Origin of the sequence: Tardiphaga robiniae, from assembly GCF_013359755.1 — a bacterium.
In the GTDB taxonomy this organism is placed as follows: domain Bacteria; phylum Pseudomonadota; class Alphaproteobacteria; order Rhizobiales; family Xanthobacteraceae; genus Tardiphaga; species Tardiphaga robiniae.
The window spans coordinates 54,128-78,909 of the sequence record NZ_JABMCJ010000088.1 but is presented as its reverse complement, the minus strand read 5'-3'; the positions used below and the strand labels follow the sequence as shown (position 1 = coordinate 78,909).

Sequence of the window (24,782 nt, the reverse complement as noted above, 5' to 3'; positions counted from 1 at the left end):
GACAATCGCCGCACGATCAGTCCCTGTTTGACGCGTTTTCTTCATGCGAACCGGTATCCACTCGCTCGAAAACGCTATGGCTATAACGATAAACGGGAAACGCCATGACTGTGACACGCCCGCATCCGCTGGACTCGTTCTTCAATCCATCCAGCATCGCCATTATTGGCGCCTCCCGCGATGTCACGAAGATCCCGGGCCTGCTCCTCTCCTTTCTGCGCAAAAACCAGTTCTCCGGCGCGATCTATCCGGTCAATCCGAACTATCCGGATATCGATGGGCTGACGTGCCATCCGACCATCGCAGCCATCGGGCAGCCGATCGATCTCGCCATCGTGATCATTCCTGCGCGCGTCGTGCTTGGCGCGCTTGAGGACTGCGCGACGCTCGGCGTCAGGCACGCGATCATCATCTCCTCCGGCTTTGCCGAGGAAGGCGGCGATTCCATCGCCATGCAGGATGCTATTGCGACGCTGGCGAAGCGCACGGGGATGCGGATCTCCGGACCGAACGCCGAGGGGTACTACAACCAGATCGCCGGCATTGCCGCGACCTTCAGCCCAACCGTTGATGTAAGGCCGGATCAGCTACCGCTGGCCGCAACCATGAAGCGGATCGGCATCGTCGCACAATCCGGCGGCATCGGCTTTGCGATCTATAACCGCGCCAAGTCGCTCGGCATTGCTCTGAGCACCGTGATCTCGACCGGCAACGAGTCCGATCTCGGCGCCGGCGAATTCTTCGACTACATGGTGCAGGATACGGCAACCGACGTGATCCTGCTGTTCATCGAGGGCATTCGCGACGTCGACAAATTTCTCGCCGCGGCTCGCAAGGCAGCGGAGCTCGACAAGCCGGTCATCGTCGTAAAGGTCGGCCGCTCCGGTGCTGGCGGGCGCGCAGCAGCCTCGCATACAGCCAGCATGGCGGGCTGGACGGCTGCCTATGATGCGGTGTTCGCGCGTTATGGCTTCATCGTCTCCAACGATCTCGACGAAGCGGTGACCATCGCCGCCGTGCTGACCACGTCGCCGCTGCCGAAGGGCGATCGCGTCGCTGTCGTCACCGTCTCGGGCGGCGCAGGCATCTGGGGCGCTGATGCCGTGTCGGTGCAGGGGCTGCAGGTGCCCGAATTGTCGGACGGCGTTCAGGCGACGATTCGCGGGCTGATCCCGTCCTACGGATCGCCGTGCAATCCGATCGATATCACGGCCCAGGCAGTGCACAGCGGCGGGCTGCAAAAGACCATTGAACTGCTCGACAGGTCTGACGAGGTCGATGCAATCTTGGTGGTCATCTCGCTGTCGAGCGAGACGCGGATGCCGTTTAAGACGCCGGAGCTGAAGCCCGTCATTGCTGCGCAGAACAAACCGATCGTGTTCTGGTCCTACACGCTACCGTCGAACTTCGCGCGCACCGGTCTCGCCGAATCCGGCGTGGTCGTGTTATCCGGGCTGACTCACGTGAGTGTCGCACTGCGGCGGCTGGTCGATCACGCTAGGTTCAGGCTGGCAGATCCGGTCGCAACAGCCATCGTTGCGCCGAACGATTTAGTTGAGCGTCTGACCGCGCCGACGCTCTCCGAGTATGACAGCAAGACGCTGCTGCAGATTGCCGGTGTCGCGCTGCCAGGCGAGGTTCTTGTTGCCGACAGATCGGCGCTGGATGCAGCGATTGCCAAGATAGGCTTCCCGCTGGTGATGAAAATCCAGTCGCGCGACATTCCGCACAAGAGCGAGGTTGGCGGCGTCAGGGTCAGTATCACCACGAAGAATGAAGCCGCAGCTGCCTATGATGCTCTGACCGCCAGCGCCCGGCAGCACCGACCGCAGGCCGCGTTGCAGGGCGTGCTCGTTTCGCCGATGGCCAGGAAGGGTGTCGAGATCATCGTGGGCACACTACTGGACGAGACCTTTGGGCCAATGGTGATGGTCGGTCTTGGTGGAGTGACGGCGGAATTGTTCAAGGACGTGGTCTATCGCCCGGCGCCCGTGAGTGCCGCTGAGGCTGCTTCCATGCTAGGCGCACTCAAGGCCGCGCCGTTGCTGAACGGCTTTCGCGGCGCGCTGAAGGCCGACGTGTCGGCGGCGGCGGAGCTGATTGCGCAGCTCTCGCAGCTCGCAGCTCAGTTCAAGGGCGAGATTGCCGAGATCGAACTCAATCCGGTACTGGTGCATCCGGCGGGCGAGGGCACCACCATCGTCGATGCGTTGGTGGTGCGGAAAGACTAGAATGCCCATGACATAAAAATGGCCGGGGCGTCTAGCGAAGCTCGCTTCGCGCTGCCCGGCCATTTCCAAGTGAGGTTTGAAAAACAAACCCGACGGGGACTTAGCGCCCCTTGAAGTTCGGCACCCGGCGTTCGGCAGTCGCCGCAACGCCTTCCTTGAAATCTTCTGTCTTACGCAGGCGCGTCTGTTCGGCGAGTTCGTGCTCCGTCGCCTTGGCGACGCGGTCGGCGAGGCCGTTGCGCATGGTGGCGCGGGTCGAGAGCAGGCCGAGCGGCGAGCATTCGGCGATCTCCTCGGCGAGCTTGATGGCGGCGTTGCGGACCTCGGCCTGCGGCACCAGCACATTGGCGAGGCCCATCTTCAGGGCTTCCTCTCCGCCCACACGGCGGCTGGTGTAGAACATCAACTCCGCATTGTTCTTGCCGACCACTTCGGTGAGCGCGACCGTCAGGCCGAAGCCGGGATGGAAGCCGAGCTTGGTGAAGTTGGCGGCGAAGCGGGTTTCCGGGCAAGCTACGCGGAAATCGGCCGACACCGCGAGGCCGAGGCCACCGCCGATGGCTGCGCCCTGGACGGCCGCAACGATTGGCTTCTTGGCGCGGAAGATACGCACGGCTTCCATATAGAGATGGCCGATGGAACCGAGATTGTCGGCGGGGTCGCCGCTTTTGGCGGCCGCTTCGGTTTCCTTGCGGTTGGGATCGCTGAAATCGGCGCCGGCGCAGAACGCCTTGCCTTGCGCGCACAGAACCGTCGCCCGGATTTCGGGATTGGCATCGATCTCGTCCAGCGCGTTGGCGATCTGCTGGATCAGCAGGATGTCGAAGAAGTTCAGAGGCGGCTTGCGAATCTCGATAATCGCAATGTGGCCGCGGGTCTCGACGCCGATGTCTTTGTAGATGGTCATGATGGCTCTCTGTTGAATGGATGGATCAGCGCAGACCAAGTCCGCGCGCGATGATGCCGCGCAGGACTTCGGTGGTGCCGCCCTGAATGGTGAGTTTCGGTGCTGTCTTGATGGCGAAGCCGAGCATTTCGTCCAGCGTGGCGTGGTTCGAGGCGTTGTCGTCGACGAAGGCTGCGAGTTCGCGCACGCGATGCGGCAGCTGCTGCTCCCAGATCGTACCGATATCCTTGACGATGGACGCTTCCACCACCGGCTCCTTGCCGGCCTGCAGCATGCCGGCCACCGACACCGACATGCGGCGCATCGTGTGCAGCTGTGCGACGAGGCGGCCGATGCCTTCGGCGCTGCGAGTGTCCGGCTTCGGTCCGACAGCACGGACCAGTTCGGTCAGCACGTAATAGGTTTCAAGGAAACGTTCGGGGCCGGATCGCTCATAAGCGAGCTCGCTGGTGGCTTGTTTCCAGGCGCTGTCGATCTCGCCCAGCATGTGGTCGTCGGGCACGAAGTGATCGGTGAACACCACTTCGTTGAATTCATACTGGCCGGTGATCTGCGCGATCGGGTTCACCGTGATGCCCGGCGTCTTCATATTGACCAGAAACTGCGTCAATCCGTGGCGGCGATTTTCCTTGGTCGGGGCCGATGTGCGGAAGATCGCGATCATGTAGTCGGCCATATGCGCCGAGGTCGTCCAGATCTTGCTGCCATTGATCAGCCAGCCGCCGTCGGTCTTGGTGGCCTTGGTCTTGGCGGCGAACAGGTCGGAGCCGGAATTCGGTTCGCTCATGCCGATGGAGAAACAGACCTCGCCGCGGCAGATGCGCGGCAGGATGTCCATCTTGATATGCTCGGGCGCGTATTTCAGCAGCACCGGGCCGCTCTGGCGGTCGGCGACGAAAAAGCGGCGCACCGGCGCGTTGGCCACGCGCATCTCTTCGGTAACAACGTAGCGTTCAAGGAACGAGCGCTCGTGGCCGCCATACTTCTTGGGCCAGGTCATGCCGAGCCAGCCGCGCTCGCCGACGCGCTTGCTGAATTCAGGATTGTCCGAGTCCTCGCGCTGGGGCTTGTGCGGATCGAAAGTGCCAGCGGCGATTTCCTCGGCGAGGAACGCGCGGACTTCCTTGCGCAACTGCTCGCATTCGGGCGGCAGGCGGATCGGATCGAAACGAAGGGCTGCAGTCATGTGAAAGGATCTCGTTTCTTGTGTTCGATCAGCGCGACGCAACCAGTGGCCATAGCTCGTCGGCGCCGCGCGCAGCGACCAGTTTGCCGAGCTCGACCGCCCAGTAGCTCTCGCTGCCGAAATCATCGCGCCATGCCAATGCGCGCAGCGTGTAGCGATGCAGGATGTGTTCCTGCGTGAAGCCGATGGCGCCAAGAACCTGATGCGCGATGGCGGCGCCCTTTTCGGCGGCCTCGGAGCAACGGATCTTTGCGGCGGCGGCCTCGAGGAAGAGTGCGTCATCGAGCGGCGCGCCGCTGGAGAAGGCGTCAGCCGCGGAGCTGGCAGCGGCGAGGGCTGCTGAGGTTTCGCCTGCGAGTTTCGCCAGATTGTGCTGCACTGCCTGGAATTTCGAGATCTTCTTCTCGAACGCCACGCGCTCGCCGGAATAGTTCACGCCGATGCCAAGCATGGTTTCCAGTGCACCGGCAATCTGCTGGCTGCGCACGAGCGCGCCCATCAGCAACAGCGCATTCTGATCGAAGCCCGATGGCGCAGATTGAAGGGTGACCGGTTTCACAGTGTCGAAATGCACCGTGTCGGATGGGTCATCGGCCAGACCGAGCCCGGTTTCGATGCGGCAGGTGCTGGCGTCCACCAGCGCAATGGAGGCGCCGCCGATGCCGGAGGCGACGACGGCGATGTATTTCGCATCCTTCGCGAACGGCACGCCACGTGCGCGGCCGGTGATTGTACCATCCGCGTTGCGCATGAGGTGATCGCGCGGGCTTGCCGGCGCGACGGTCATCATGCCTTCGGGCGATTTGATCTGGGCCTGCGCGAGCAGCCAGCCCGCCAGCATGGTCTCGGCGAGCGGCACCGCAACGCCGGCGCGACCGGCGACGCTGAGGACGCTGAAACCTTCGGCCATGCTGATGCCGGAGCCGTCGCACTCCTCAGGCACCCATGAGAGCGGCAGGCCAGCATCTGTTAGTGCCTGCCAGAGCGGCGCTTTCCAGCTGCCGTTCTTGTCGTGATTGATGGTCTGTGCGTCAGCGAGATCGGCGAAAATACGTTCCGCGGTTTCCGCAACGATATTGTCTGCGTCCGTCAAGGCGTTCCTCGTGTGCTAGCGCATCTCATTCGGCAGGGAATGCCGGGCATGGACGCTGCCACTTTTCTTGCATTCATGATGCGGAAAAGGCGGAAGGAAGACAAGCGGGCTGGCCGCAGAGGGGCCTGCGGTGGCGGCATGATGTGTTGGTGCAGCGCAATTTAATTCCGCAAAGCGAATTTGTGCCGCGTTGTATACCAGCGCGACCGCATTATGGTAGATCGCATCAGCGTCAGAACAAGCAGAGGAAATGCAGATGGCAAGTGACGGTTTGTGCGTCGTGATTACAGGGTCGGCATCGGGGCTTGGTGCTGCGACCGCCGCAATTCTCGCCAAGGACGGCGCCCGTATTGTCATCAACTATTCGTCGAGTCAGAAGGAAGCCGAAGCCACTGCCGAGCTGTGCCGCGATGCTGGTGCAACCGAAGTCATCGTGGTTCAAGGCGATGTATCGAAGGACGATGATTGCAGGAACATCGTCGCGGCCGCCCAGCACTGGGGGCGGATCGATGCGCTGATCAACAATGCCGGCATGACCAAGCATGTGCCGCATCACGATCTCGATGGCCTGTCCGCGGAAGATTTCCAGCGCATCTATGCGGTCAACACGATCGGGCCCTATCAGATGGTGCGTGCGGCGCGTGCCTTGCTCGAAGCCGGCGCCAAGGCGTCGGGTCGTGCTTCGGCCGTCGTCAATGTCTCGTCGATGGCCGGTATCACAGGCGGCGGTTCGTCAGTCGCCTATGCCGCCAGCAAGGGCGCGCTGAATTCGATGACGCTGTCGCTCGGCCGTGCATTGGCTCCGCTGATCCGCGTCAATACGGTCTGCCCTGGCTATATCGATACGCCATGGTTCACCAAGGGACGCGGTGCGGACGGCGCTGCCAAAGTTCGCGATGCCGTGATCGCGCGGGTTCCGCTGAAGGTGGCCTCGACCGCGGAGGACGTCGCCGCCTTGATCTGCTTCCTCGCCACGTCGCCATCGAGCAATATGACCGGCGAGTTGGTGCGGATGGATGCCGGCATGCATCTGCTGGCCTGATCGGAAACCTGCGTCAAACAGCAAAAAGCCTCGGGTGATGCCCGAGGCTTTTTTCATTCTCGACTGCAGGCACGTCAGCGATTGCCCGGATCGGAAATCATCCGGCGGGCAACCAGTCTGTTCCAGATGAACAGCACCACCAGCGCGCCGATCGTGGCGGTGATGAAACCGGCACCCTGGTTCGGGCCGTAATGGCCGATCTGCTGGCCGATGAACGTCGCCAGGAATGCGCCGGCAATACCCAGGATAGTGGTCAGAATGAAGCCGCTGGGGTTGTTTGGCCCCGGTGACAGAAGGCGGGCGATAATGCCTGCGACAAAGCCCACAACGAGAATCCAGATCATAGCAATATCCCCTCTTCTAAGTGCGCGTTAAACCCAGCTGGACTTAACTTCGTCTTCCGTGGGTAGCCGGCCATGCGGTGTGAACTGATTAACGGCATCGGGTAGTTCGTTGCTCAGCTCCGCGAGAAGCCGCTCGCGGGACATGCCGGTGCGCGACGTCAGTTGCGCGATCTGATCCGCGCCAAGTGCGGCGCCGAGATCATTAGGCGAGATCTGCTTGTTCGGGCCGGAGCTGACCCAGGAATCCGCGGCGTCGCCATGGCCGTTCTGCTGGAACTGCTTAAGCAGGTCGCCGAGGCCACCGCTGAGCACGCTGCCGGCGGCTCCGCCCGCCAACAGACCTCCGAGCGGGCCCTTCAGAAGGTCGCCGAGGCCGCCACCGCCTGCTGCAGTGCCAGAATTTCCGCCGAGGAGGCCGCCAAGCATACCACCAAGGCCGCTATCTTGCGCGCTGGCCTGCGTCGTATTCGGCGGCGGGATTTCTTGCGAGTGCCCCTGTGCCGCCGGTTGGCTACCAGTGAAGTGCTTGTATCCTTTGTAGGCGAGCAGCGCGAGGATCGCCATCGTCATCGGCGACATGCCGCCGCTCTTGTCGTCGGGATCGCTGGGGCCACGCGGCCCGTTGGCCATGCCATTCAGAATGTCGAGCAAACCCATGATCATCTCCTGTTCTGCCAGCCCGGCGAAAGCATAGCTGCGCGGTATGACGCCTACAAGGCGTGTCGGTTCCGCCGATAGGCAGCGCTGCGGCATTTTGCTAGTAACGGATGCTGGATGAACGGGAGATGACGTGATCGAAACGCGGCCCATTTGTATCGCCGGTGCCGGCAGTATCGGCTGTTTCGTGGGTGGCATCCTGGCGGCAGCCGGCCGCGACGTCGCCATACTGGCGCGGCGGCGCATCGTGGACAGCATCGAGGGGCACGGTCTGAGGCTGACGAGCTTCGAGGGACTTGATCAACGTCTCGCCCCCGGCCAGCTGCGGCTGTCCGATGACCCCGCCATCATGAGCGAGGCGAAGATCATTCTGGTCGCGGTCAAGAGCGGCGATACGGCGGAGATGGCGGGGCTGATCGCGGATCATGCAGCGCAAGACGCGATCGTCGTCAGCCTGCAGAACGGCGTCGGCAATGTTGCGGTCCTCCGCGCAGCTCTGCCCGGGCGCCGCATCCTCGGCGGAATGGTGCCATTTAATGTCATCGCAAAGGACGATGGTCATGTTCACCGCGCAACGTCCGGAAACATCGTCGTCGAACGCGATGGGGCCGATACCGCTTCGAAGCTATCCGTGCCGCATCTTGCCGTCCTTGCGAGCGACGATATCGTCGGTGTCCAGTGGGGTAAGCTGCTGGTCAATTTGAACAACGCGCTCAATGCGCTGTCGGATATACCGCTGCGGTCGCAGCTTGCACAGCGCGCGTGGCGCTCGTTATTCGCCGATCAAATGGCGGAAGGCCTGGCCGTTCTGAAAGTCGCCGGTATCAAGCCCATCTCGGCGACGCCGATCCCTGCGCGACTAACGCCGCATTTGCTGCGGCTACCTGACGGCCTGTTCAATATGCTGCTCGGGCGGACGATGAAGATCGACGCAAATGCGCGCTCGTCCATGTGGGAGGATCTGCAGCGCGATCGACGCACCGAGATTGACTATTTGCAGGGTGTCGTCGTTGAGCTGGCGGCGAAATATCAGATCACGGCTCCGCTATCGCTGCGCGTGATGACACTGATCAAGCACGCAGAGACGTCAGGCAGGGGATCGCCCGCACTCACGCCAGATCAGATTCGCAGTGAACGTGACATTGATTGAGCCGAAGGGACTGTTGGACCGGCTTCGGCGCTATCATTACGAGAATGTTACTATTCGTTTCGGCTACTATCGGCGGACTCAACTATCCGAATGCTCCAATTGCGTCTGCCGGTCAATGCGATGGTACCATTATCCGTTGCATTCGCATCAAGCCGATGATTATCCGTTAAATATCAATTGCGGATACGCGTCGGTGAATTCTCAGTAAATGAGATGTAAAGAGTCTTTTAGCCCGTTATTCGCAGACGAGTAGCAGTTCGCGTCGTGAAGAAGGCTCGCAGGAGTACAGCTGGTTCAATACTGAACATCATGATGTGACATCAGGGGCTATGTCATTCGCGACATCTTTAGTATAGAAGGCCGCGTGATTTGACGGTGGTTCGCGCTTCGCGCGCCGGGCTGGGCGTTTGATCCTTTCATATCATCGGCAAAGCGTGTGCCGGTCGAATTATTCAACTAACAATCGGAGCTACAATGGCCAAGAAAGCGAAAAAGAAACTCGTCCGTCGCGAGTACACCAAGGAAGACGTGAAGATCCTGAAGGCGCATTCGAAGGCCCAGACCCCGCTCGAGAAGATTTCCAAGGAGATGAAGCGCACCGGTGGTTCGCTGCGTCAGAAAGCCATCAAGCTCGGCATTCCGCTCGGTCATCGCCGCCGCAAGGCGAAGAAGGTTGCCACGAAGGCCGCCAAGGTGAGCAAGACCGCAAAGGCCAAGAAGGCCAAGAAGTAAGCCTCCGTTCTGAACGAAGCCGGCCTGAAGCGCGTTAGCACTTCAGGCCGTTTTCTTGGATGGAGCGATCGATGCGAACCCTGCTTTTGAAGGTCTTGGAGCGGAAATCCTTCGCCGCTATTGCTGTAGCCATGGCTATATTAAGCATCGGTGCCATCGCACCTGCATTTGCGGTCCCTCCAACGGTCACCCCGTCGCCGGGGTATGATGCCCGGCTCGCCGAGCAACGACGCGCGGCTGAAGTGCAGGCGCCTGCCCATGCCCGCAAGCCGCTGCCGCGACCTTCTGCGCAACGTCATCGGTATAGTCATTGAATCTGATCCGTGAAGCGATTGTCATGACCTACCGCCCCCTGAGGTTGTTTGTGCTCTGTGGTGCGTTGATCGCGGCAACCATTGTCGAGACCAGAGCGGCGGATTATGCGAGCCAGATCAGTGCCTTTCGCCGAGCGCACAAGCTTTCCTCTGTCACGCTGGACAGTAAACTGAACGCGGTCGCGCTTGCTCAGGCGCAGGCGATGTCATCCAGTGGCAAGGTCAGTCACGAGGTCGGCGGTGTTTTCTCCGCGCGTGTGGGGAAGCTCCGCAAATCCAAAGCAGCAGAGAACATCGCGGCGGGCTTCCTGACATTTCCCGAAACGTTGAAGCAATGGGAAGAGAGCCCAGGTCATCGCGAGAACCTGCTCATGTCCGGCGCACGCAAGGTCGGCGTCGCTTACGTCGCCAATCCCAAGTCGCCCTACCGGATGTTCTGGGCGATGGTGATCACGGATTGATACTTGACGGGTTGCTATGGCTCAAGTGCGCTTGGTCTTGGCCGGCGCGGGCGTGCCGAACAGCGCGTCCTTGATGTCTTTCAGCCCCGATGACAATTTGGACCACCCACAGGTAAGGGGCTCGATCGCGCAATCCGGCTCCTTGGCGCGCACTTTGGGCCGAGGCCTAGGTAGCACGACAGGCTTCGCATCGCTTGGGGTTTCCGCGGTCTGCCGAAAGTCCGTTTCGAGCGCAGCCTGGGTTTGCGCTTCGCGCTGCTTTTCAGCGAAGGCCGCGACGATGACGCTGCGACGCTGATTGTCCAGATAGATCTTGTACTGCTCGTCGATCGCCTTCTGTTCAGCCGTGGTTGGGTTCGGGCCAGCGATATCAAAGCTGCGGTTCTGCATGAAGTCGTGATACGTATAGCCGCCACCGCGCTTGCGCCGTCCCGCGAATTTGCTTTCGCAATCCGACAGCGCCACAGCCTTGGCGTCTTTCGAAGCCGTCGATTTTTCGATGCGCTCGGCGCAATCTTCATAATCCGCAGGCGCGGCAGTCCACCATTGCGCACGAGCAGGCGAAGACATCAACGCGAGACCGGAGAGTGATGCGGTCGTCAGTAGCGCAAATATGAGTGACTTGTATGCGGACAAATGAGCCACGTGGGTTCCGATGTAGATAACAAACCCAATTCTCGCCATTTGTGGGCCATTTTTCAACCTCGGATGTGTTACTTCTCCCCGCTTTTGGAGCAAGTGCAGCATGACTGCATCAGTGCGGTCATGTGGTACGCAGACCGGCGTTATTTCGCGATACAACGCTGATGTGGAAGTGTTTTCAGGCAGAGATCTGTGGCTGCTCTCATATCACGGAAATTGATGACTTCAGAGTTTTGAGTCATTCTTGACAGTAGTTTTCGGATCGCGCTGCTACTCGACGCGCAATCACCTACACGGGACCACACGTAGTTTGCGAAGCGACGGGCTCACGTCCGATGGAGCGGTGTTGTCGTTTCGTTTCGTGTGCCTGGGACTCTATCCGATGACAGACACGAAAAAGGGCGGTCCTTTGGGCCGCCCTTTTTCTCAGATGTCAGTTGTCTTACTGGCAGATATGTCGTCGGCCGTCCTCGCCGCGGAACCAAGTTCCCGGCTGACACACGAAGCCCATGCGCTGTGCGTAGGAATCGCGAGGGACGCCATTGTAGCCATCATAGGAATTGTAGCTGTTCCGGAACGGCGCAGTTGCGATGGCCCCGGCGGTGCCCACAGCACCCGCTACACCGACCGCGCCGCCAACCACGCCTGCCGCAACGTCACCCGGCCAGAAGCCCGAATCACGATAGCCGCTATCGACTGTACTGGCGCGATAGTCCTGCGTGGCCTGCGCCCGGCGATTCATCGGGTCCTTTGCCATCACTGGCGTAGCGATCAAGCCAGAGACCACGGCAGCAGCAGCAAGAAGTTTCATCTTTGTCATGCGGGATTCTCCATCGTTATTATGACAACCAGCCAACGATGGGCGGTCCGAGACGTTCCGCGATAGATGTCCCGATCTTTTAAGGGCATGTGACGCCGGTTCCGGCCCCGTCCTATTTGAATTGCCAACGGGTAGCGATGATCGAACGGCTCTGGTATGGAACTGTCCATGCCCGGTGTTCCTGACCGGGATCGCGGTCCCGTAGCTCAGCCGGATAGAGCGACGGTTTCCTAAACCGTAGGTCGCATGTTCGAGTCATGCCGGGATCGCCAGCTTTCCTTCTGTTTAATCCAAAACAGGCCATTTTCGCGACGATTTCGGGCCTGCTAGTGTCAGGCGACGGCGATCTCGCGCTTCTGGAGCATGGCGCGAATCTCTCGTGACGGCTTGGCGGCACTGAAAAGAAAACCCTGCATCTGGGTACAACCGAGCATACGCAGTGCGTCGAGTTGATCGGCTGTCTCAACGCCCTCCGCCGTGGTGATCATGTTGCGGGCGGCCGCGATGGTTACAACCGCCTGTACGATCGACGACGATCCGCCGGGCGCCACGATGTCCCGGATGAAACTGCGGTCGATCTTGACCTTGTCGAACGGGAATCGCTGCAGATAGCTGAGCGACGAATAGCCGGTCCCGAAATCGTCCAGCGCAATCCCGACACCGATGCCGCGGAGCTGATGGAGGATCGCGAGCGCCATCTCATCATCGCGGATCAGCACTGTTTCGGTGACCTCAAGTTCGAGTCGGTGAGCCGGCAAGTTGGCTGCCACGAGGGCTCGAGTGACATTCAAGGCCAGGGTCTGCGTCGTGAATTGAATCGGCGATACATTGACAGCGAGCTTGATCGGCGCCGGCCAGGAGGCCGCCTCAGCGCATGCCGTTCGCAATACCCAATTGCCGAGTTCGGTAATCAGGCCGGTTTCTTCGGCGATCGGAATGAACTCTGCCGGTGAAACCATGCCGCGAACCGGATGCCGCCAGCGGAGCAACGCTTCGCAACCAGTAATCTCGTTGCTGGCGATATCGACGACGGGTTGATAGTGAACCTCAAGTCCGTCTTCCGCGAGCGCCTTCCGCAGATCCTGCTCCAGCGCGCGCCGCGCCCTTGCGCCTTCATCCATGGCAGGCTCGAAGAAGCGAAAGGTGCGCCGTCCAGCGGCCTTGGCGCTATACATTGCGAGGTCGGCATGTCTCAGCAATTCGTCGAGATCGGAGCCGTCATCGGGGGCTACAGCGATTCCGATGCTGGCATCGGTCGTGATTTGGTGACCAAGGCATTCATAGGGCTGCCGGATGGCGTCATAGAGCGGCACCACCAGATGGGTGACATCGCTGCGGCGGGCAATTCCCGTATGCACGATGGCGAATTCGTCGCCGCCAAGTCGCGCGACAAAGCCCGCATTACCGACACAGCTGCGCAGCCGCGTGGCCACGATTTTCAGCAGCTCGTCGCCGATCGCATGACCGAGCGTGTCATTGACGCTCTTGAACTCATCGATATCGATATAGAGAATCGCAAATCGCGCGCCGTCATGCAGCGTTGCGATTTCAGCTTCGAGGCGCTCACGGAACATCACCCGATTGGGGAGATCTGTCAGAGCATCGTAATGCGCAAGATGGGCGATGCGCTCTTCCGAACGTTTGCGATCGGTGATGTCCTCGAGCGTCGAGGCCCAGCCGCCGTCCCCCGATCTCTGAACGAGGATCTGGATCGAACGACCATCCGGCGTGGTCAGTAGCGTATCGTGGACAGGGCCTTCAGCAACGCTTCGCAAGAACGACGTGCAGTATTCGTCGACATCGCCGATGAAGGTTCCGTTGTCCTTGCGATGCTGGATGAGGTCGCGGAAATAGCAGCCTGGCTTCACGATCTTGTCGGATAGTCCGAACATGTCGATGAAGCGCTGATTGCAGACGACCAGCCGGCCATAGGCATCGAACAACAGCAAGCCCTGCGTCATATTGTTGATTGCAGTATCGAGATGTGTCGATTTTTGCGCCAGCATCCGTTCGGCCGAGCGGTGCTGGCGGTTCAACTGCCGGACGATCAGGAACAGCGTCGCCAGGATCACCAATGCGGCAAGTGTCGCACCGATGATTTGATATTTGGTCTGCTCGCGCCAGTCATGCAGGGCCGCGGGCATGCTGGTGGTCGCGACGATCATCACGGGAGCCGCCGCGAGGCGCCTTGCGGAGCCCAATTCGTCTTCCCCGTCGATGGGGCTGATATAGTGCCCCGTCGAGGTTCCGCCCGTCGACCAGAGGTCCTTGAAGACTGAGCTGTTGCTGAGGTTCTGGCCGATAACGGTCTCGTTCTGCGGATAGCGAGCAAGCACGGTGCCGTTGCGGTGGATCATCAAGATCTTGGCGTCTTTTTCGAGCGCGAGGGATGCGAAGAAGCTCTCGAAGTGAACCGGCTCGACGCCGCGGCTGATGATGCCCATGAATTCGCCATGACGTCCGATCAGCTTGCGCGAAAACACGGCGGTCCATGCACCAGTCACCCTGCTGATGACGGGTTCGGCCAATACGACCGCAGGCCCGTTGTCGGCCTGCAGCGTCTGGAAATGCTGACGGTCGGCAATGTCGATGGCAGGCACCGGCCAGGTTTCCGACGAGTTGAGCAGCTTGCCTTCGGAATCGAACAGGTTGATGCCGCCGACATAGGGCAGGCTGCTGAGCTTGGTGCGTAGCATGCGGTGGACGTCGATCCCCGACATCAGATGTTGATAGGCGGCGCTGTTCTGGATGTTGGCCGACTTCATATAGGTGATGACGTCGTTCTGGATGCCCTGCAGGTCTCCGAACTGCTGGTCGAAGTGTCGTGCGACCAGCAGAACCGTGTTGTCCAGTTCGCGCTTCTTGCTCTCGATGGCGCGGTCTCTGAAATGGACGGTGATGTAGGCCGTGCCGATGGCGATGGCGGTAATCAGCAGGCAGCCGCACAGGATGAGGCCTTGGATCGGCCCGCCTTGAAATCGGAAACGGCGCAGCGCGGCGAAGCCAGCAAGGCCGCCAGCGCCATCAGACCGTTTCCCCGACTTTGCGTCGTTTTGCCCCATGCGTAGTTTTGTACCGGGGGACCGCCAACACGCCGTTACGAACTTCGGTGAATGATAGGTTAAGACGCTGCGCCATCACGACGATGTCGACACGACGCCGGCGGCCTATCCCGCCGCCGAACCATGGACGATATCGGCCTGCTCGCCGCGCTCGATCAGCGATTTGACCAGCGAGGATTTCACGCCGGAGACGTGTTCGCGCATCAGTACCTCCGCGCGCCAGGGCTCGCGGGCCAAAATGGCGTCGTAGATCCGGTGATGATCATCATGACGCCGGCGTACGTCGCGATGCTCGAAGGCGACGATATTGCGGCTCGATGACATCGGCACGTGGTGGCAAATCCGGATCATCTCCGCCAGCATGCGGTTACGGGCGGCGCCCAGCAGGGTGTCGTGGAAGTCGCCATTGATGCCGCGATAGATGGTGAGATCGCCTTCCGCAAACTCACCGCGCGCCAGCAGTTTATCGCCGGCGACAAGGCTTTCCTCGATGATGGCGCGCTCCTCGGCGCTCAGTCCACGTTCGGCGGCGAAGCGTGCGGCCACGCCTTCCAGCGATGCGCGAATTTCATAAGCATCGACGATGGCCGAGAGCGGGAATTCACGGACGGTGAAGCCGCGATTGGGGGCGTAGTCGAGCAGCCCTTCGCCGGCCAGTGCCTGCAAGGCGGCCCGGACGGGGGTCCGCGAGACCTCCAGCGTCTTGCTGAAACGAACTTCGTTGATCCGTTCGCCTGCGCTGACCGTGCCATCCAGAATGGCGTCGCGGATCTGATCCGTCACCGATAGCGACCGGTTAGCGGCGCGGCCGGGGCCGCCAGCTTCAGGCGGCGGCAAGGGGGATGGGTCGGGCATCGGTGGTGCTCCGCAGCAAAGTGAATACAATTCAATCCGAGTGTGATCCGTCTTTGCTACTCAGCATACAGGAAAGCGCAATTTTACTGCATAAATATCGCGCATAAAGGGGAGGCAATTCGCGGAAATGATGAGCATCTGAAAAAGTGTATGTAATTCCGATTGACTCGTGACCCGAACCCGCAATGATGCGGTCACGTTCACAAGAAGCAGGCGGTACGCGTCTCATGGCGGCAGGGAAGTCGATCGGCGAAAACGCCATCGAGGAGATCACGGCGGATCGCACCCCGCACTATGAGCCGTTTGGCTGGCATCACTGGCCGGAGCATCCCTGGCTTGCCTATCAATTCCGCCGCGGTCTCGGTGAGACCCAGGAGGGCGGCGGCAGCGTGTCCGAGGTGATGCTGGCCGGTTCGCGGATGATCCCGGGCGACCTCGAAAGCTGGCATAAAGAGTGGATGGTGATCGCGGATGCCAACTGGCAGCGCGGCCTTTCCGAAGAAAAGCTCGGCCACATCCGCACGGCGATGAACTGTTTCCTGCGGGCTGCCGATTATTACCGCCAAGCCGAATTTCATCTCGAGCCGACCGATCCGCGACGGCTGCCGACCTTCGAGAAGATGGAAGCCTGCTCGCATAAGTTCATTTCCTATCTCAATCCGCCCGGCGAAGTGGTCGAAATCCCTTATGAGCCGGGCAAGCCGATCTGCGGCTACTTCATCCGTGCGCCATTTCCTGGAGACAAGCTGCCGGTGCTGATCTGCATGGGCGGTCTCGACTCCATCAAGGACGAGATGTGGTTCATGCAGGCCCATGGTTGCCTGCAGCGCGGCATCTCGGTGCTGATGGTCGATCTGCCCGGGCAGGGCGGTACCTTGCGCCGCCACGGACTTGCAACCCGCGCCGATACGGAAGTGCCGGTCGGCAAATGTGTCGACTGGCTCGAAAAGCGCGCCGATGTCGATAGCTCGCGCATCGCGGTCTGCGGCTCCAGCATGGGCGGTTACTACGCCGCGCGCGCCGGCTGTTACGAGCATCGCCTCGCGGCGGTGATCTCGCACGGGGCTGTCTGGTCGGTGCATGACATGTGGGGCCAGAAGGGCGACGACTTCGGTCTGGCGATGCATATCCGCTGGGTATTTGGCGCCAAGACCATGAAGGAAGCTCATGAGCTGATGAAGCCCTTTACGCTGAAGGGCCATCTCGAACACATGAAGTGTCCGTATCTCGTGCTGCATGGCGGCCACGACGTGCTCACGGTGACCGCGGCGCGCTCGACCTATGACCATGCGATTGCCAATGGTGTTGATGCGACATTGCGCGTGCTTGAGCCGGACGAGACCGGCGCCGAACATTGCCAGCACGACAATCCCACCATTGGACAGGAAGTGTTGGCCGACTGGCTCGCCGACAAATTCAAGATCGATCAGCGCACTCTGCTGAAAACTTCGTTCAACCCGCTGGTGTGATCATGAATTTTGGTGTCGATCAGATCAAGGCTGCCGTTGTCGCGATCGACCTGCATCGCGGTCATCTGGACATGTCGGTGGCGACCATGCCGACCACGCCGGATGTCGCGAAGACGGTGATCGCTGCCAATAAGCGGCTGTTCGACTGGTGCCGTAGTGTCGGCATTCCCGTGATCCACCAGGTCACGTCCTATCGCGACGAGGCCGAGATCCGCGCCAATCCGTTCTGGCGGACCCGCGCCGAGGATCCAAAAGCAACGCGCAAGAATGTGATGCGGCACAATATCATGGGCGGCCCCGGCTGCACCGTGATGCCGGAGCTGCTGGACCCCAGCGACTTCATCGTCAACACCAAGAAGCGCTACGATTGCTTCTTGGGCACCGATCTCGATTTCGTGTTGCGTTCGCACGGCATCAACACGCTGCTCGTCACCGGCGTAAACACCAATTCCTGTGTGCTGGCGACGACGACGGCTGCCAATGTGCGGGACTACTCGGTGATCGTCGTCGAGGATTGCGTCGACAGCATGGACGGGCCGGAGTTGCATGCCGCCGGCCTCGCCTGCATCCGCACCGCCTTCGGTTTCGTGATGGATACCGATGCCGTGATGCAGCTCGATGGCCTCAAGGGTGCAGGACGCGCCGCATGATCCCATACAACTTCCCACTTTCGAAGGGCATCCAGCCATGACCGGTCCCATGCAGCCGCGCGAGCGTTGCGACTATTCCGCCATCGTCGATCGTCCCAAGCTGAAGCTGCCGGGCAATGCCCGCATGATCATCTGGACCATCGTCAATCTAGAGGTCTGGGACATTGCCAAGCCGATGGCGCGTCAGGTGCTGCCGGCGCCGACCGGCATTCCGCTGCTGCCCGATGTCGCCAATTGGGGCTGGCACGAATACGGCATGCGTGTCGGTGTCTGGCGTTTCTTCGATCTCTACAAGAAGCTCGGCATCAAGCCGACGCTGTCGATCAATGCGCGCGTCTGCGAGGATTATCCACGCGTGGCTCAGCAGGCGAAGGACGCCGGCTGGGAGTTCATGGGCCATGCCTATGAGCAGGGGCCCATCCACAAGGAGGCCGACCAGAAAGCGATGATCAACCGCTCGATGGATGTGATCGAGAACTTCACCGGCAAGCGCCCGGTGGGCTGGCTCGGGCCGGGTCTTACGCAGACGCTGGAGACCCCGGAATTCCTCGCCGAAGCCGGCGTGAAATATATCGGTGACTGGGTCTATGACGACGAACCAACCGTGATCCGTACCGAGAAGGGGCCGCTCACAACGCTGCCTTACACGGTGGAGATGAACGACATCCCGATGATGATGGTGCAACATCATGAGAGCACGCAGCTCCTGAACCGTGCCAAGGATCAGTTTGATCGCCTCTATGCTGAAAGCGCCGAGCGGCCGAAGATCATGTCGATTGCGATCCACCCTTATATTTCGGGTCAGCCGTTCCGCATCAAATATCTCGAAGCGATCTATGACTACGTGAACCAGTTCGAAGGCGTGGTGCATTGGAATGGCGCCCAGATCCTCGATTGGCACAATACCCAGGTGGCGAAGTGAGTGTGACGTCCCAGCAGATGCTGCCAGCAATTCCCGTCACCGGCGTGCCGGTCGTGGGGGGCGGTTTTTTCCCTGTACGCCGCGTCTATTGCGTGGGGCGCAACTATCTCGACCACATCCGCGAGATGAAGGAAGCCGACGAGCGCGATCCGCCGTTCTTCTTCCAGAAGCCGCGCGACAGCGTGGTGCCGGACGGCGCGCGCGTGCCTTATCCGGCTTTCACCGAGGACTTCCAGTTCGAGGTTGAGCTGGTGCTGGCGATCGGACGCGGCGGCCGCGATATCGCGGTGGAGGATGCGCTCGATTATATCTGGGGTTATGCCGTCGGCATCGATCTCACCCGTCGCGACCGCCAGCGCGATGCCCGCGATATGCGACTGCCTTGGGAAATGGGCAAAAGCTTCGACGCGTCCGCGCCTTGTGGCGAAATTGCGCCGGCACGCGATGCCCGGCATTTCAACAATTGCGCGATCACGCTGTCGGTGAACGGCGTCGAGAAGCAGCGCGGCGATATCGGCCAGATGATCTGGAGCGTGCCGGAGATCGTGGCGCAGCTGTCGAAGCAGATGAAGCTCGAGCCGGGCGATCTCATCTATACGGGCACGCCTGCCGGCGTGGGTCCCGTCGTTCCGGGCGACGTTATCGACGCGCGGATCGAAGGCCTGCCGTCGCTCGGCATTACCATCGTTGAGCCGGAGACCTGATCATGTTGCCGACCGAACGCATTTCCTACTCGCCGATTGACGCTCGTCCACCACTGAAGCTGCCGAATGGCAAGCGCATGGCAGTGTGGATCATCGTCAATGTCGAGGAATGGGACGCCAAGCAGCCGATGCCGCGCACGGTGCTGACACCGCCGGCCGGCGGCTCGCCGTCGCCGGACGTTCCGAACTGGGCCTGGCACGAATACGGCAATCGTGTCGGCTTCTGGCGCATGCTGAAAGTGTTCGACGACTACAAGCTCCCCGCCGCGCTGGCGATCAATGGCTCGGCAATCGCCGCTTACCCGCCCATCGTCGAGGCAGCCAAGGCGCGCAACTGGGAATTCATGGGTCACGGTTTCACCCAGCGCAATATGCAGAAGGTTGAGAACGAACGCGAGGATATCCGCAAGACTGCCGACGTAATCGAGAAGGCCACTGGCAAGCGGCCGCGCGGTTGGCTCGGGCCGGGTCTGACCGAGACCTGGGAAACGCCGGACCTGCTGAAACAGGAAGGCTATGACTACGTCGCCGACTGGGTACTCGACGATCAGCCGGTGTGGCTCAAGACCACGACGACACCGATCGTCAACGTGCCCTATACGCAGGAATGCAATGACGTCGCGATGATGCTGATCCAGCATCACAAGGCGTCGGAATATTACGACCGGGCCATCGACCAGTTCGAGCAGATTTACGAGGATTCCGAGAATTCGGCCCGGGTCATGGCATTGGTTGTGCATCCCTACATCATGGGCGCGCCGCATCGCCTGAAGTATTTCCGCCGAATCTTCGAGACCATCCAGAAGAAATCCGACGTGGCCTTCATGACCGGCGAACAGATTCTCGATTGGTATCTTTCGGTCGGACCGAAAGCGCCAGCAGCATAGATCAGGCAAGCAGAAGGGCATGAGTCTCTTTCAACTCCTCAACGGCCTGACCTTCGCCGCGCTGCTGTTCGTGGTGGCGAGCGGCTTCACGCTGATCTTCGGTCTGCTGCGTATCGTCAATCTCGCGCATGGCGCGCTGTATCTGTTCGGCGGCTATATCGGCTATAGCGTTGCGGTGAAGACCGGCAGCTTTGTCGTCGGTGGTATCGGCGCCATGGCGGCGATCGCGGCCATCGGCTTCGTGCTTGATCAGGGATTGCTCCGCTTCGTACGCGGCAATGAGCTGCGGCAGGTGCTGCTGACGCTCGGCGTTGCCTTTTTCCTCAACGATCTCGCGCTGGTGATCTGGGGCGGCGACAGTTTCACGGTGCCGATTCCGGAGATGTTGCGCGGCGGCACGCGGGTGTTCGGCACCTTCTATCCGATCTACCGGTTGTTTGTGCTGGGGATGGGCATCTTCGTCTTCATCGGCCTGTGGGTGCTGCTCAATCATACAAGGCTCGGCGCGCTGATCCGCGCTGGCGTGGACGATGCAGAGATGGTCGAAGCGTCCGGCGTCAATATCCGCCGCGTCTTCCTCTTCACCTTCCTGTTCGGCTCGGCATTGGCCGGCCTTGGCGGCCTGATGGGAGGTGCGTTCCTGTCGCTCTATCCGTCGGCGGACGCGGAAATCCTCACCTTCAGTCTCGCCGTCGTCATCATCGGTGGGCGTGGCAGCCTCGTCGGCGTCGGTGTCGGTAGCCTGCTGGTCGGGCTTCTGAATACGCTCGGCCAGGTGATGTTCCCCGAACTCGCTTATTTCGTGATCTTCGGCCCGATGGCGGTGTTGCTCGCATTCCGTCCGCTCGGCCTGTTCGGACGTGCCACATGACGCAGCCCGTGTCCAAAACGTCAGTTCTCGCCGGCATGACCAGCCGTGCGCTCGTCATTACCGGGCTGGTGGTGATCGTCGCTGCCTGCCTGCCGATGGTGCTGTCGAGCTATCAGGTCGGCCTCGCCACCGAAGTGTTGATCTTCGGAGTCCTTGCCATGTCGATCGACATTCTCGCCGGCTTTGCCGGCCGGACTTCCCTCGGGCATGGTGCCATCTTCGGTGTCTCGACCTATGTCGTCGTTTATGCGACCGGCCAGGCCGGTCTGTCGCCCTGGGCGGGCTTCGCGCTCGGTGTGCTGGCGGCGACCGCGGTGGCCTCGATATTTGCGCTGCTCGCCGTGCGCACCTCCGGCGTCTATTTCCTGCTGCTGACGCTTGCGCTCGGCATGATCGTGTGGGGCGTCTGCCTGCGCTGGACGCAGGTCACCGGCGGCGAGAATGGCATGCGCGCCGATGTGCGGCCGGCGGCCCTGATGAGCCACAGCGCGTTCTATTGGGCGGTGCTCGCTGGCGCCGTCATTGTATCTTTTGCCATGTGGCGGTTCGTGCGATCGCCGTTCGGCCTGACGCTGCGCGGTATCCGCGATAGCGAAAGTCGCATGCGCAGCCTCGGTTACAATGTGCCGCTGCATCTGTTCATCGGTTTTACGGTGTCCGGCATCTTCGCCGGTATCGCCGGGGGCCTCTACGCGATGTTCAACAATTTCGTCAGCCCTTCGACCGTCGCGCTCGCGCAATCGGTGGAGGGTGTGTTGATGATGATCGCGGGCGGTGTCGGCACACTGTTCGGCGCCTTTGTCGGCGCAGCTGCGATCATCGTGCTGGAGAACATCGTCAGTTCCTACACCGAACGCTGGCTGATGGTTCTCGGCATCACATTCGTTCTCATCATGATCTTCGCCCCCGAGGGCATCATAGGCAAGCTGCGCGCGATCACCTCGCGCAAGGTGCGATAAGTCGGTTTCACGTTTCAATCGGGTTGCTCACGAAAGGACTTCGAGATGGATCGCAGGCAATTTCTCAAGAACACTACGGCGGCCGTCGCTGCCGCGGGCGTTGGCGCCGCTCCGTGGCGCTCGGCTCAGGCTCAGGCAAGCCCGATCAAGATCGGTCTGCTGGCGCCGCTGACCGGCGTTGTCGCGTCGGGCGGCAAGGAAATGGTCGAGGGCGTGCAGTTCTATCTCGATCAGGTGAAGAACGAGATGGGCGGCCGTAAGGTCGAGCTGGTGATTGAGGACGATGCGTCGAATCCCGACACCGCTCTGCAGAAAGCGCGCCGCCTGGTCGAGCAGGGCAATTGCCACATGTTGATCGGCAATCTGCTCGCCAATACCGGCCTTGCTGTCGCCAACTACGTTAAGGGCACCGGCACGCCCTACTTCATTCCGATTATCGCGGCTGACGATCTCACCCAGCGCGCCCGCATCAAGAACGTAATCCGCGTCGCCGGCTATTCTGCCAGCGCCTTCACCCATCCGTTCGGTGATTGGGCCCTGAAGCAGGGCTACAAGAAGATCGCCACCATCAGCCAGGATTACACCTTCGGCCACGAACAGTGCGGCGGTCTCGCCCAGGTGTTCACCGAAGGGGGCGGGCAGATCGTGCAGCAGTTCTGGCATCCGCTGAACACCGCCGACTTCAGCCCCTATCTCGGCCAGCTCGCCGATCTCAAGGTCGATGCCATCTTCGCGATGGAAACCGGTGCTGATTCGACGCGTCTGATCCAGCAATACGCGTCCTTCGGCCTGAAGGAAAAGACGCCGCTGTTGATGGCGATGAATGGCACCGACCAGTCGGTGATCCGCACCATGGGCCCCGAATGCGAAGGCATCATCGCAGCGGCACATTTCGCCGAAGGTTCGGACGTCCCGACCACGGCAAAGTTCGAGAAGGATTATGAGGCGAAGTACGGCAAGATCCCGTCGCTCTACGGTTTCTCGATGTATTCCGGCATGATGTGGATCGATGCCGCACTGAAGAAGATGGGCGGCAAGGTCGAGGACCGCGAAACCTTTATCGATACGGTACTGAAGACCGAGCTCGACAATTCGCCGCTCGGCAAGACCGTGAAGTTCGACGACTACGGCAACCCGATCTACGACGTCTACATTCGCAAGGTCGTCAAGCGCGCCGATGGCAAATACTGGAACGTGCCGATCGAGACCTATCCGAATGTCTCGCAATTCTGGAAGTACGATCCGGCGACCTATCTGAAGCAGCCGCCTTACTCGCGGACCTTCCAGGGCATCAAGAAGACCTGATTCAATATTGCTGACATCGAGGCGCGGCCGTGTCGCCGCGTCTCTCGTTCACTGGGAATTATTCGTGTCCGAACCGATCCTGACGCTGACAGATGTGGTGGTGGCCTTCGATGCCTTGCGGGCCGTCGATGGCGTCAGCCTGATTGTGCCACGGGGCCAGCGCCGCGCCATCATAGGCCCCAATGGCGCCGGCAAGACCACATTATTCAATGCCATCGCCGGCGCGCATCCGCCGACATTGGGCAAGATCAGGTTCAATGGGCACGACGTGTCCAGGCTGCCGCCACACCGGCGTGCGCAGCTCGGCATCTCGCGTACCTTCCAGATCACCAACCTGTTCCCAACGCTGAGCGTACAGGACAACATGATGCTGGCGCTGCGTGGATTGAAGCCGAAGAAGTTTTCGCTGTTCGGTTCGCCCGATCCGGACGATAGCGAGGTTACACGTATCGCGGCCGCGCTGAATGCCGCACGGATTGCCGAACGCGCGGACATCATCGTCAAGGAAATGTCCTATGGCGAGCAGCGTCAGCTCGAAATCGCGATTGCGCTGGTGACGACGCCGACCATGTTGCTACTGGATGAGCCCGCGGCCGGCCTGTCGCCGTCGGAGCGCTCGATGATTGCCGAGGTGATCCGTTCGCTCGATCCGGCGATCACCGTGATCCTGATCGAACACGACATGGATCTGGCACTCGGTCTGGTCGACTACGTCACCTGCATGTTCGAAGGCCGCGTGCTGGTGGAGGAGCCGCCGGAAGGCATCCGCCGCAACAAGCAGGTTCAGGAAGTCTATCTCGGGAAGCCGCGTCATGCTTGAGGTCAAGGATCTGCACAGCGGTTACGGCGACGCGGTCGTGGTGCGCGGTGCGTCGCTTGAGGTGCGCCCTGGCGAGATCGTGGCGCTGCTCGGCCGCAATGGCATGGGCAAGACCACCTTCATTCGCTCGATCATGGGCCTGACGCCGCCGCAGGTGCGCTCGGGCACGATTACCTGGCGCAGCGATAGCCTTATTGGTCTGCGTCCCCATGATATCGCCAATCGCAAGATTGCGATCGTGCCGCAGGGGCGGCGGCTGTTTCCGTCGCTGACGGTGACCGAGCATCTGACCATGCTGAAGAGCGCGCGCGCCAAGGACGGCTGGACGCTCGATCGCGTATTCGGCATTTTCCCGCGGCTTGCTGAGCGCCGCTATCACCGCGGTGGCCAATTGTCTGGTGGTGAGCGCGGCATGCTGGCTGTGGGCCGTGCGCTGATGATCGACCCCGAACTGATTCTAATGGACGAGCCGTCCGAAGGCCTCGCGCCGGTGATGGTGCAGCACCTCGAAAGCATCATTCTCGATCTTAAAAAGGAAGGGTTGTCGATCCTGCTGGTCGAGCAGAATCTCTATAGCGCGCTGGCCGTCGCCGATCGCGTCTACATTATGGAAACCGGGCAGATCGTGCATCACGGCACGTCGCAGGAAATGAACCAGCAGACTGATGTGCTGTTCCAGCGCCTCGGCGTGCATTGAGG

The 24,782-nt window shown here is 60.9% G+C and carries 24 protein-coding genes and 1 tRNA gene; 16 read left to right on the top strand and 9 right to left on the bottom strand.

All coding sequences use genetic code 11. The features are described 5' to 3' along the window. Positions 1 to 104 precede the first annotated feature (104 nt). A complete protein-coding gene (locus tag HP556_RS18680) occupies positions 105 to 2,231 on the top strand; it encodes an acetate--CoA ligase family protein (protein ID WP_115032667.1) in 2,127 nt (708 codons plus the stop codon). Between the two features lie 100 nt (positions 2,232 to 2,331). Here the strand turns inward: HP556_RS18680 and HP556_RS18675 are convergent, their stop codons facing one another. From HP556_RS18675 to HP556_RS18665, 3 genes are read right to left on the bottom strand one after another with little or no spacing between them, the layout of a single operon-like run. After that, a complete protein-coding gene (locus tag HP556_RS18675; protein ID WP_115032669.1) occupies positions 2,332 to 3,138 on the bottom strand; it encodes an enoyl-CoA hydratase/isomerase family protein in 807 nt (268 codons plus the stop codon). A 25-nt stretch (positions 3,139 to 3,163) separates the two neighbouring features. After that, positions 3,164 to 4,324 carry an acyl-CoA dehydrogenase family protein gene (locus HP556_RS18670; protein WP_175368087.1) on the bottom strand — a complete coding sequence of 387 codons (1,161 nt, stop codon included), beginning with the start codon at positions 4,322 to 4,324 and terminating at the stop codon, positions 3,164 to 3,166. A 28-nt stretch (positions 4,325 to 4,352) separates the two neighbouring features. Next, positions 4,353 to 5,417 carry an acyl-CoA dehydrogenase family protein gene (locus HP556_RS18665; protein WP_175368086.1) on the bottom strand — a complete coding sequence of 355 codons (1,065 nt, stop codon included), beginning with the start codon at positions 5,415 to 5,417 and terminating at the stop codon, positions 4,353 to 4,355. A gap of 256 nt (positions 5,418 to 5,673) precedes the next feature. Here HP556_RS18665 and HP556_RS18660 point away from each other — a divergent pair, with 256 nt between their 5' ends. Then, entirely contained in the window at positions 5,674 to 6,459 is a 786-nt protein-coding gene (locus HP556_RS18660; protein WP_175368085.1) for an SDR family NAD(P)-dependent oxidoreductase, read from the top strand. 74 nt (positions 6,460 to 6,533) lie between these two features. Here HP556_RS18660 and HP556_RS18655 read toward each other — a convergent pair whose 3' ends face one another. Both HP556_RS18655 and HP556_RS18650 read right to left on the bottom strand, forming a co-directional pair. After that, complete coding sequence (locus HP556_RS18655; RefSeq protein WP_089267746.1) at positions 6,534 to 6,803, bottom strand: GlsB/YeaQ/YmgE family stress response membrane protein; 270 nt, start codon at positions 6,801 to 6,803, stop codon at positions 6,534 to 6,536. 27 nt (positions 6,804 to 6,830) lie between these two features. Next, a complete protein-coding gene (locus HP556_RS18650; RefSeq protein WP_175368084.1) occupies positions 6,831 to 7,460 on the bottom strand; it encodes a YidB family protein in 630 nt (209 codons plus the stop codon). A 133-nt stretch (positions 7,461 to 7,593) separates the two neighbouring features. Between HP556_RS18650 and HP556_RS18645 the strand changes: the two genes are divergently transcribed. The 3 genes from HP556_RS18645 to HP556_RS18635 all read left to right on the top strand — a co-directional run bounded on the left by HP556_RS18645 (position 7,594) and on the right by HP556_RS18635 (position 10,117). Then, a complete protein-coding gene (locus HP556_RS18645; protein WP_175368083.1) occupies positions 7,594 to 8,610 on the top strand; it encodes a 2-dehydropantoate 2-reductase in 1,017 nt (338 codons plus the stop codon). A gap of 474 nt (positions 8,611 to 9,084) precedes the next feature. After that, the gene (locus tag HP556_RS18640; protein ID WP_244628328.1) at positions 9,085 to 9,342 is read left to right on the top strand and encodes a hypothetical protein; all 258 of its coding nucleotides are present in this window, start codon (positions 9,085 to 9,087) and stop codon (positions 9,340 to 9,342) included. Positions 9,343 to 9,679: 337 nt separating this feature from the next. Then, positions 9,680 to 10,117: a CAP domain-containing protein gene (locus tag HP556_RS18635; RefSeq protein ID WP_175368148.1), complete on the top strand. Its 438-nt coding sequence runs from the start codon at positions 9,680 to 9,682 to the stop codon at positions 10,115 to 10,117. A gap of 21 nt (positions 10,118 to 10,138) precedes the next feature. Here HP556_RS18635 and HP556_RS18630 read toward each other — a convergent pair whose 3' ends face one another. Together HP556_RS18630 and HP556_RS18625 are read right to left on the bottom strand one after the other, a co-directional pair. Further along, positions 10,139 to 10,864 (bottom strand): hypothetical protein, encoded by a 726-nt coding sequence (locus tag HP556_RS18630; RefSeq protein WP_246297809.1) that lies wholly within the window; start codon positions 10,862 to 10,864, stop codon positions 10,139 to 10,141. Positions 10,865 to 11,201: 337 nt separating this feature from the next. Then, positions 11,202 to 11,579, bottom strand: a complete 378-nt coding sequence (locus HP556_RS18625; protein WP_175368082.1) for a hypothetical protein — start codon at positions 11,577 to 11,579, stop codon at positions 11,202 to 11,204. A 195-nt stretch (positions 11,580 to 11,774) separates the two neighbouring features. Between HP556_RS18625 and HP556_RS18620 the strand changes: the two genes are divergently transcribed. Next, a tRNA-Arg gene (locus tag HP556_RS18620) sits at positions 11,775 to 11,851 on the top strand. A 60-nt stretch (positions 11,852 to 11,911) separates the two neighbouring features. Here the strand turns inward: HP556_RS18620 and HP556_RS18615 are convergent. Together HP556_RS18615 and HP556_RS18610 are read right to left on the bottom strand one after the other, a co-directional pair. Beyond that, complete coding sequence (locus HP556_RS18615) at positions 11,912 to 14,641, bottom strand: bifunctional diguanylate cyclase/phosphodiesterase (protein WP_175368081.1); 2,730 nt, start codon at positions 14,639 to 14,641, stop codon at positions 11,912 to 11,914. A 105-nt stretch (positions 14,642 to 14,746) separates the two neighbouring features. Next, the gene (locus HP556_RS18610) at positions 14,747 to 15,496 is read right to left on the bottom strand and encodes a GntR family transcriptional regulator (RefSeq protein WP_175368080.1); all 750 of its coding nucleotides are present in this window, start codon (positions 15,494 to 15,496) and stop codon (positions 14,747 to 14,749) included. Positions 15,497 to 15,723: 227 nt separating this feature from the next. On the opposite strand from HP556_RS18610, the gene HP556_RS18605 reads away from it, so the two are divergent. The 10 genes from HP556_RS18605 (at position 15,724) to HP556_RS18560 (ending at position 24,780) form a co-directional block, all read left to right on the top strand. Beyond that, a complete protein-coding gene (locus tag HP556_RS18605) occupies positions 15,724 to 16,965 on the top strand; it encodes an alpha/beta hydrolase family protein (RefSeq protein WP_170849607.1) in 1,242 nt (413 codons plus the stop codon). A 2-nt stretch (positions 16,966 to 16,967) separates the two neighbouring features. Further along, complete coding sequence (locus tag HP556_RS18600) at positions 16,968 to 17,615, top strand: cysteine hydrolase family protein (RefSeq protein ID WP_089267740.1); 648 nt, start codon at positions 16,968 to 16,970, stop codon at positions 17,613 to 17,615. Between the two features lie 37 nt (positions 17,616 to 17,652). After that, positions 17,653 to 18,537 (top strand): polysaccharide deacetylase family protein, encoded by an 885-nt coding sequence (locus HP556_RS18595; RefSeq protein ID WP_246297808.1) that lies wholly within the window; start codon positions 17,653 to 17,655, stop codon positions 18,535 to 18,537. Continuing rightward, complete coding sequence (locus HP556_RS18590; protein WP_338117588.1) at positions 18,534 to 19,241, top strand: fumarylacetoacetate hydrolase family protein; 708 nt, start codon at positions 18,534 to 18,536, stop codon at positions 19,239 to 19,241. The genes HP556_RS18595 and HP556_RS18590 overlap by 4 nt, the downstream gene beginning before the upstream one ends. Positions 19,242 to 19,243: 2 nt before the next feature. After that, entirely contained in the window at positions 19,244 to 20,128 is an 885-nt protein-coding gene (locus HP556_RS18585; RefSeq protein ID WP_175368079.1) for a polysaccharide deacetylase family protein, read from the top strand. 19 nt (positions 20,129 to 20,147) lie between these two features. Continuing rightward, entirely contained in the window at positions 20,148 to 20,999 is an 852-nt protein-coding gene (locus HP556_RS18580; RefSeq protein WP_149530020.1) for a branched-chain amino acid ABC transporter permease, read from the top strand. Continuing rightward, complete coding sequence (locus HP556_RS18575) at positions 20,996 to 21,958, top strand: branched-chain amino acid ABC transporter permease (protein ID WP_120287373.1); 963 nt, start codon at positions 20,996 to 20,998, stop codon at positions 21,956 to 21,958. The genes HP556_RS18580 and HP556_RS18575 overlap by 4 nt, the downstream gene beginning before the upstream one ends. 45 nt (positions 21,959 to 22,003) lie before the next feature. After that, positions 22,004 to 23,263: an ABC transporter substrate-binding protein gene (locus tag HP556_RS18570; RefSeq protein WP_175368145.1), complete on the top strand. Its 1,260-nt coding sequence runs from the start codon at positions 22,004 to 22,006 to the stop codon at positions 23,261 to 23,263. Between the two features lie 64 nt (positions 23,264 to 23,327). After that, positions 23,328 to 24,083, top strand: a complete 756-nt coding sequence (locus tag HP556_RS18565; protein WP_175368078.1) for an ATP-binding cassette domain-containing protein — start codon at positions 23,328 to 23,330, stop codon at positions 24,081 to 24,083. Further along, a complete protein-coding gene (locus HP556_RS18560) occupies positions 24,076 to 24,780 on the top strand; it encodes an ABC transporter ATP-binding protein (protein ID WP_175368077.1) in 705 nt (234 codons plus the stop codon). Before HP556_RS18565 ends, HP556_RS18560 begins: the two co-directional genes overlap by 8 nt. Positions 24,781 to 24,782: the final 2 nt, after the last annotated feature.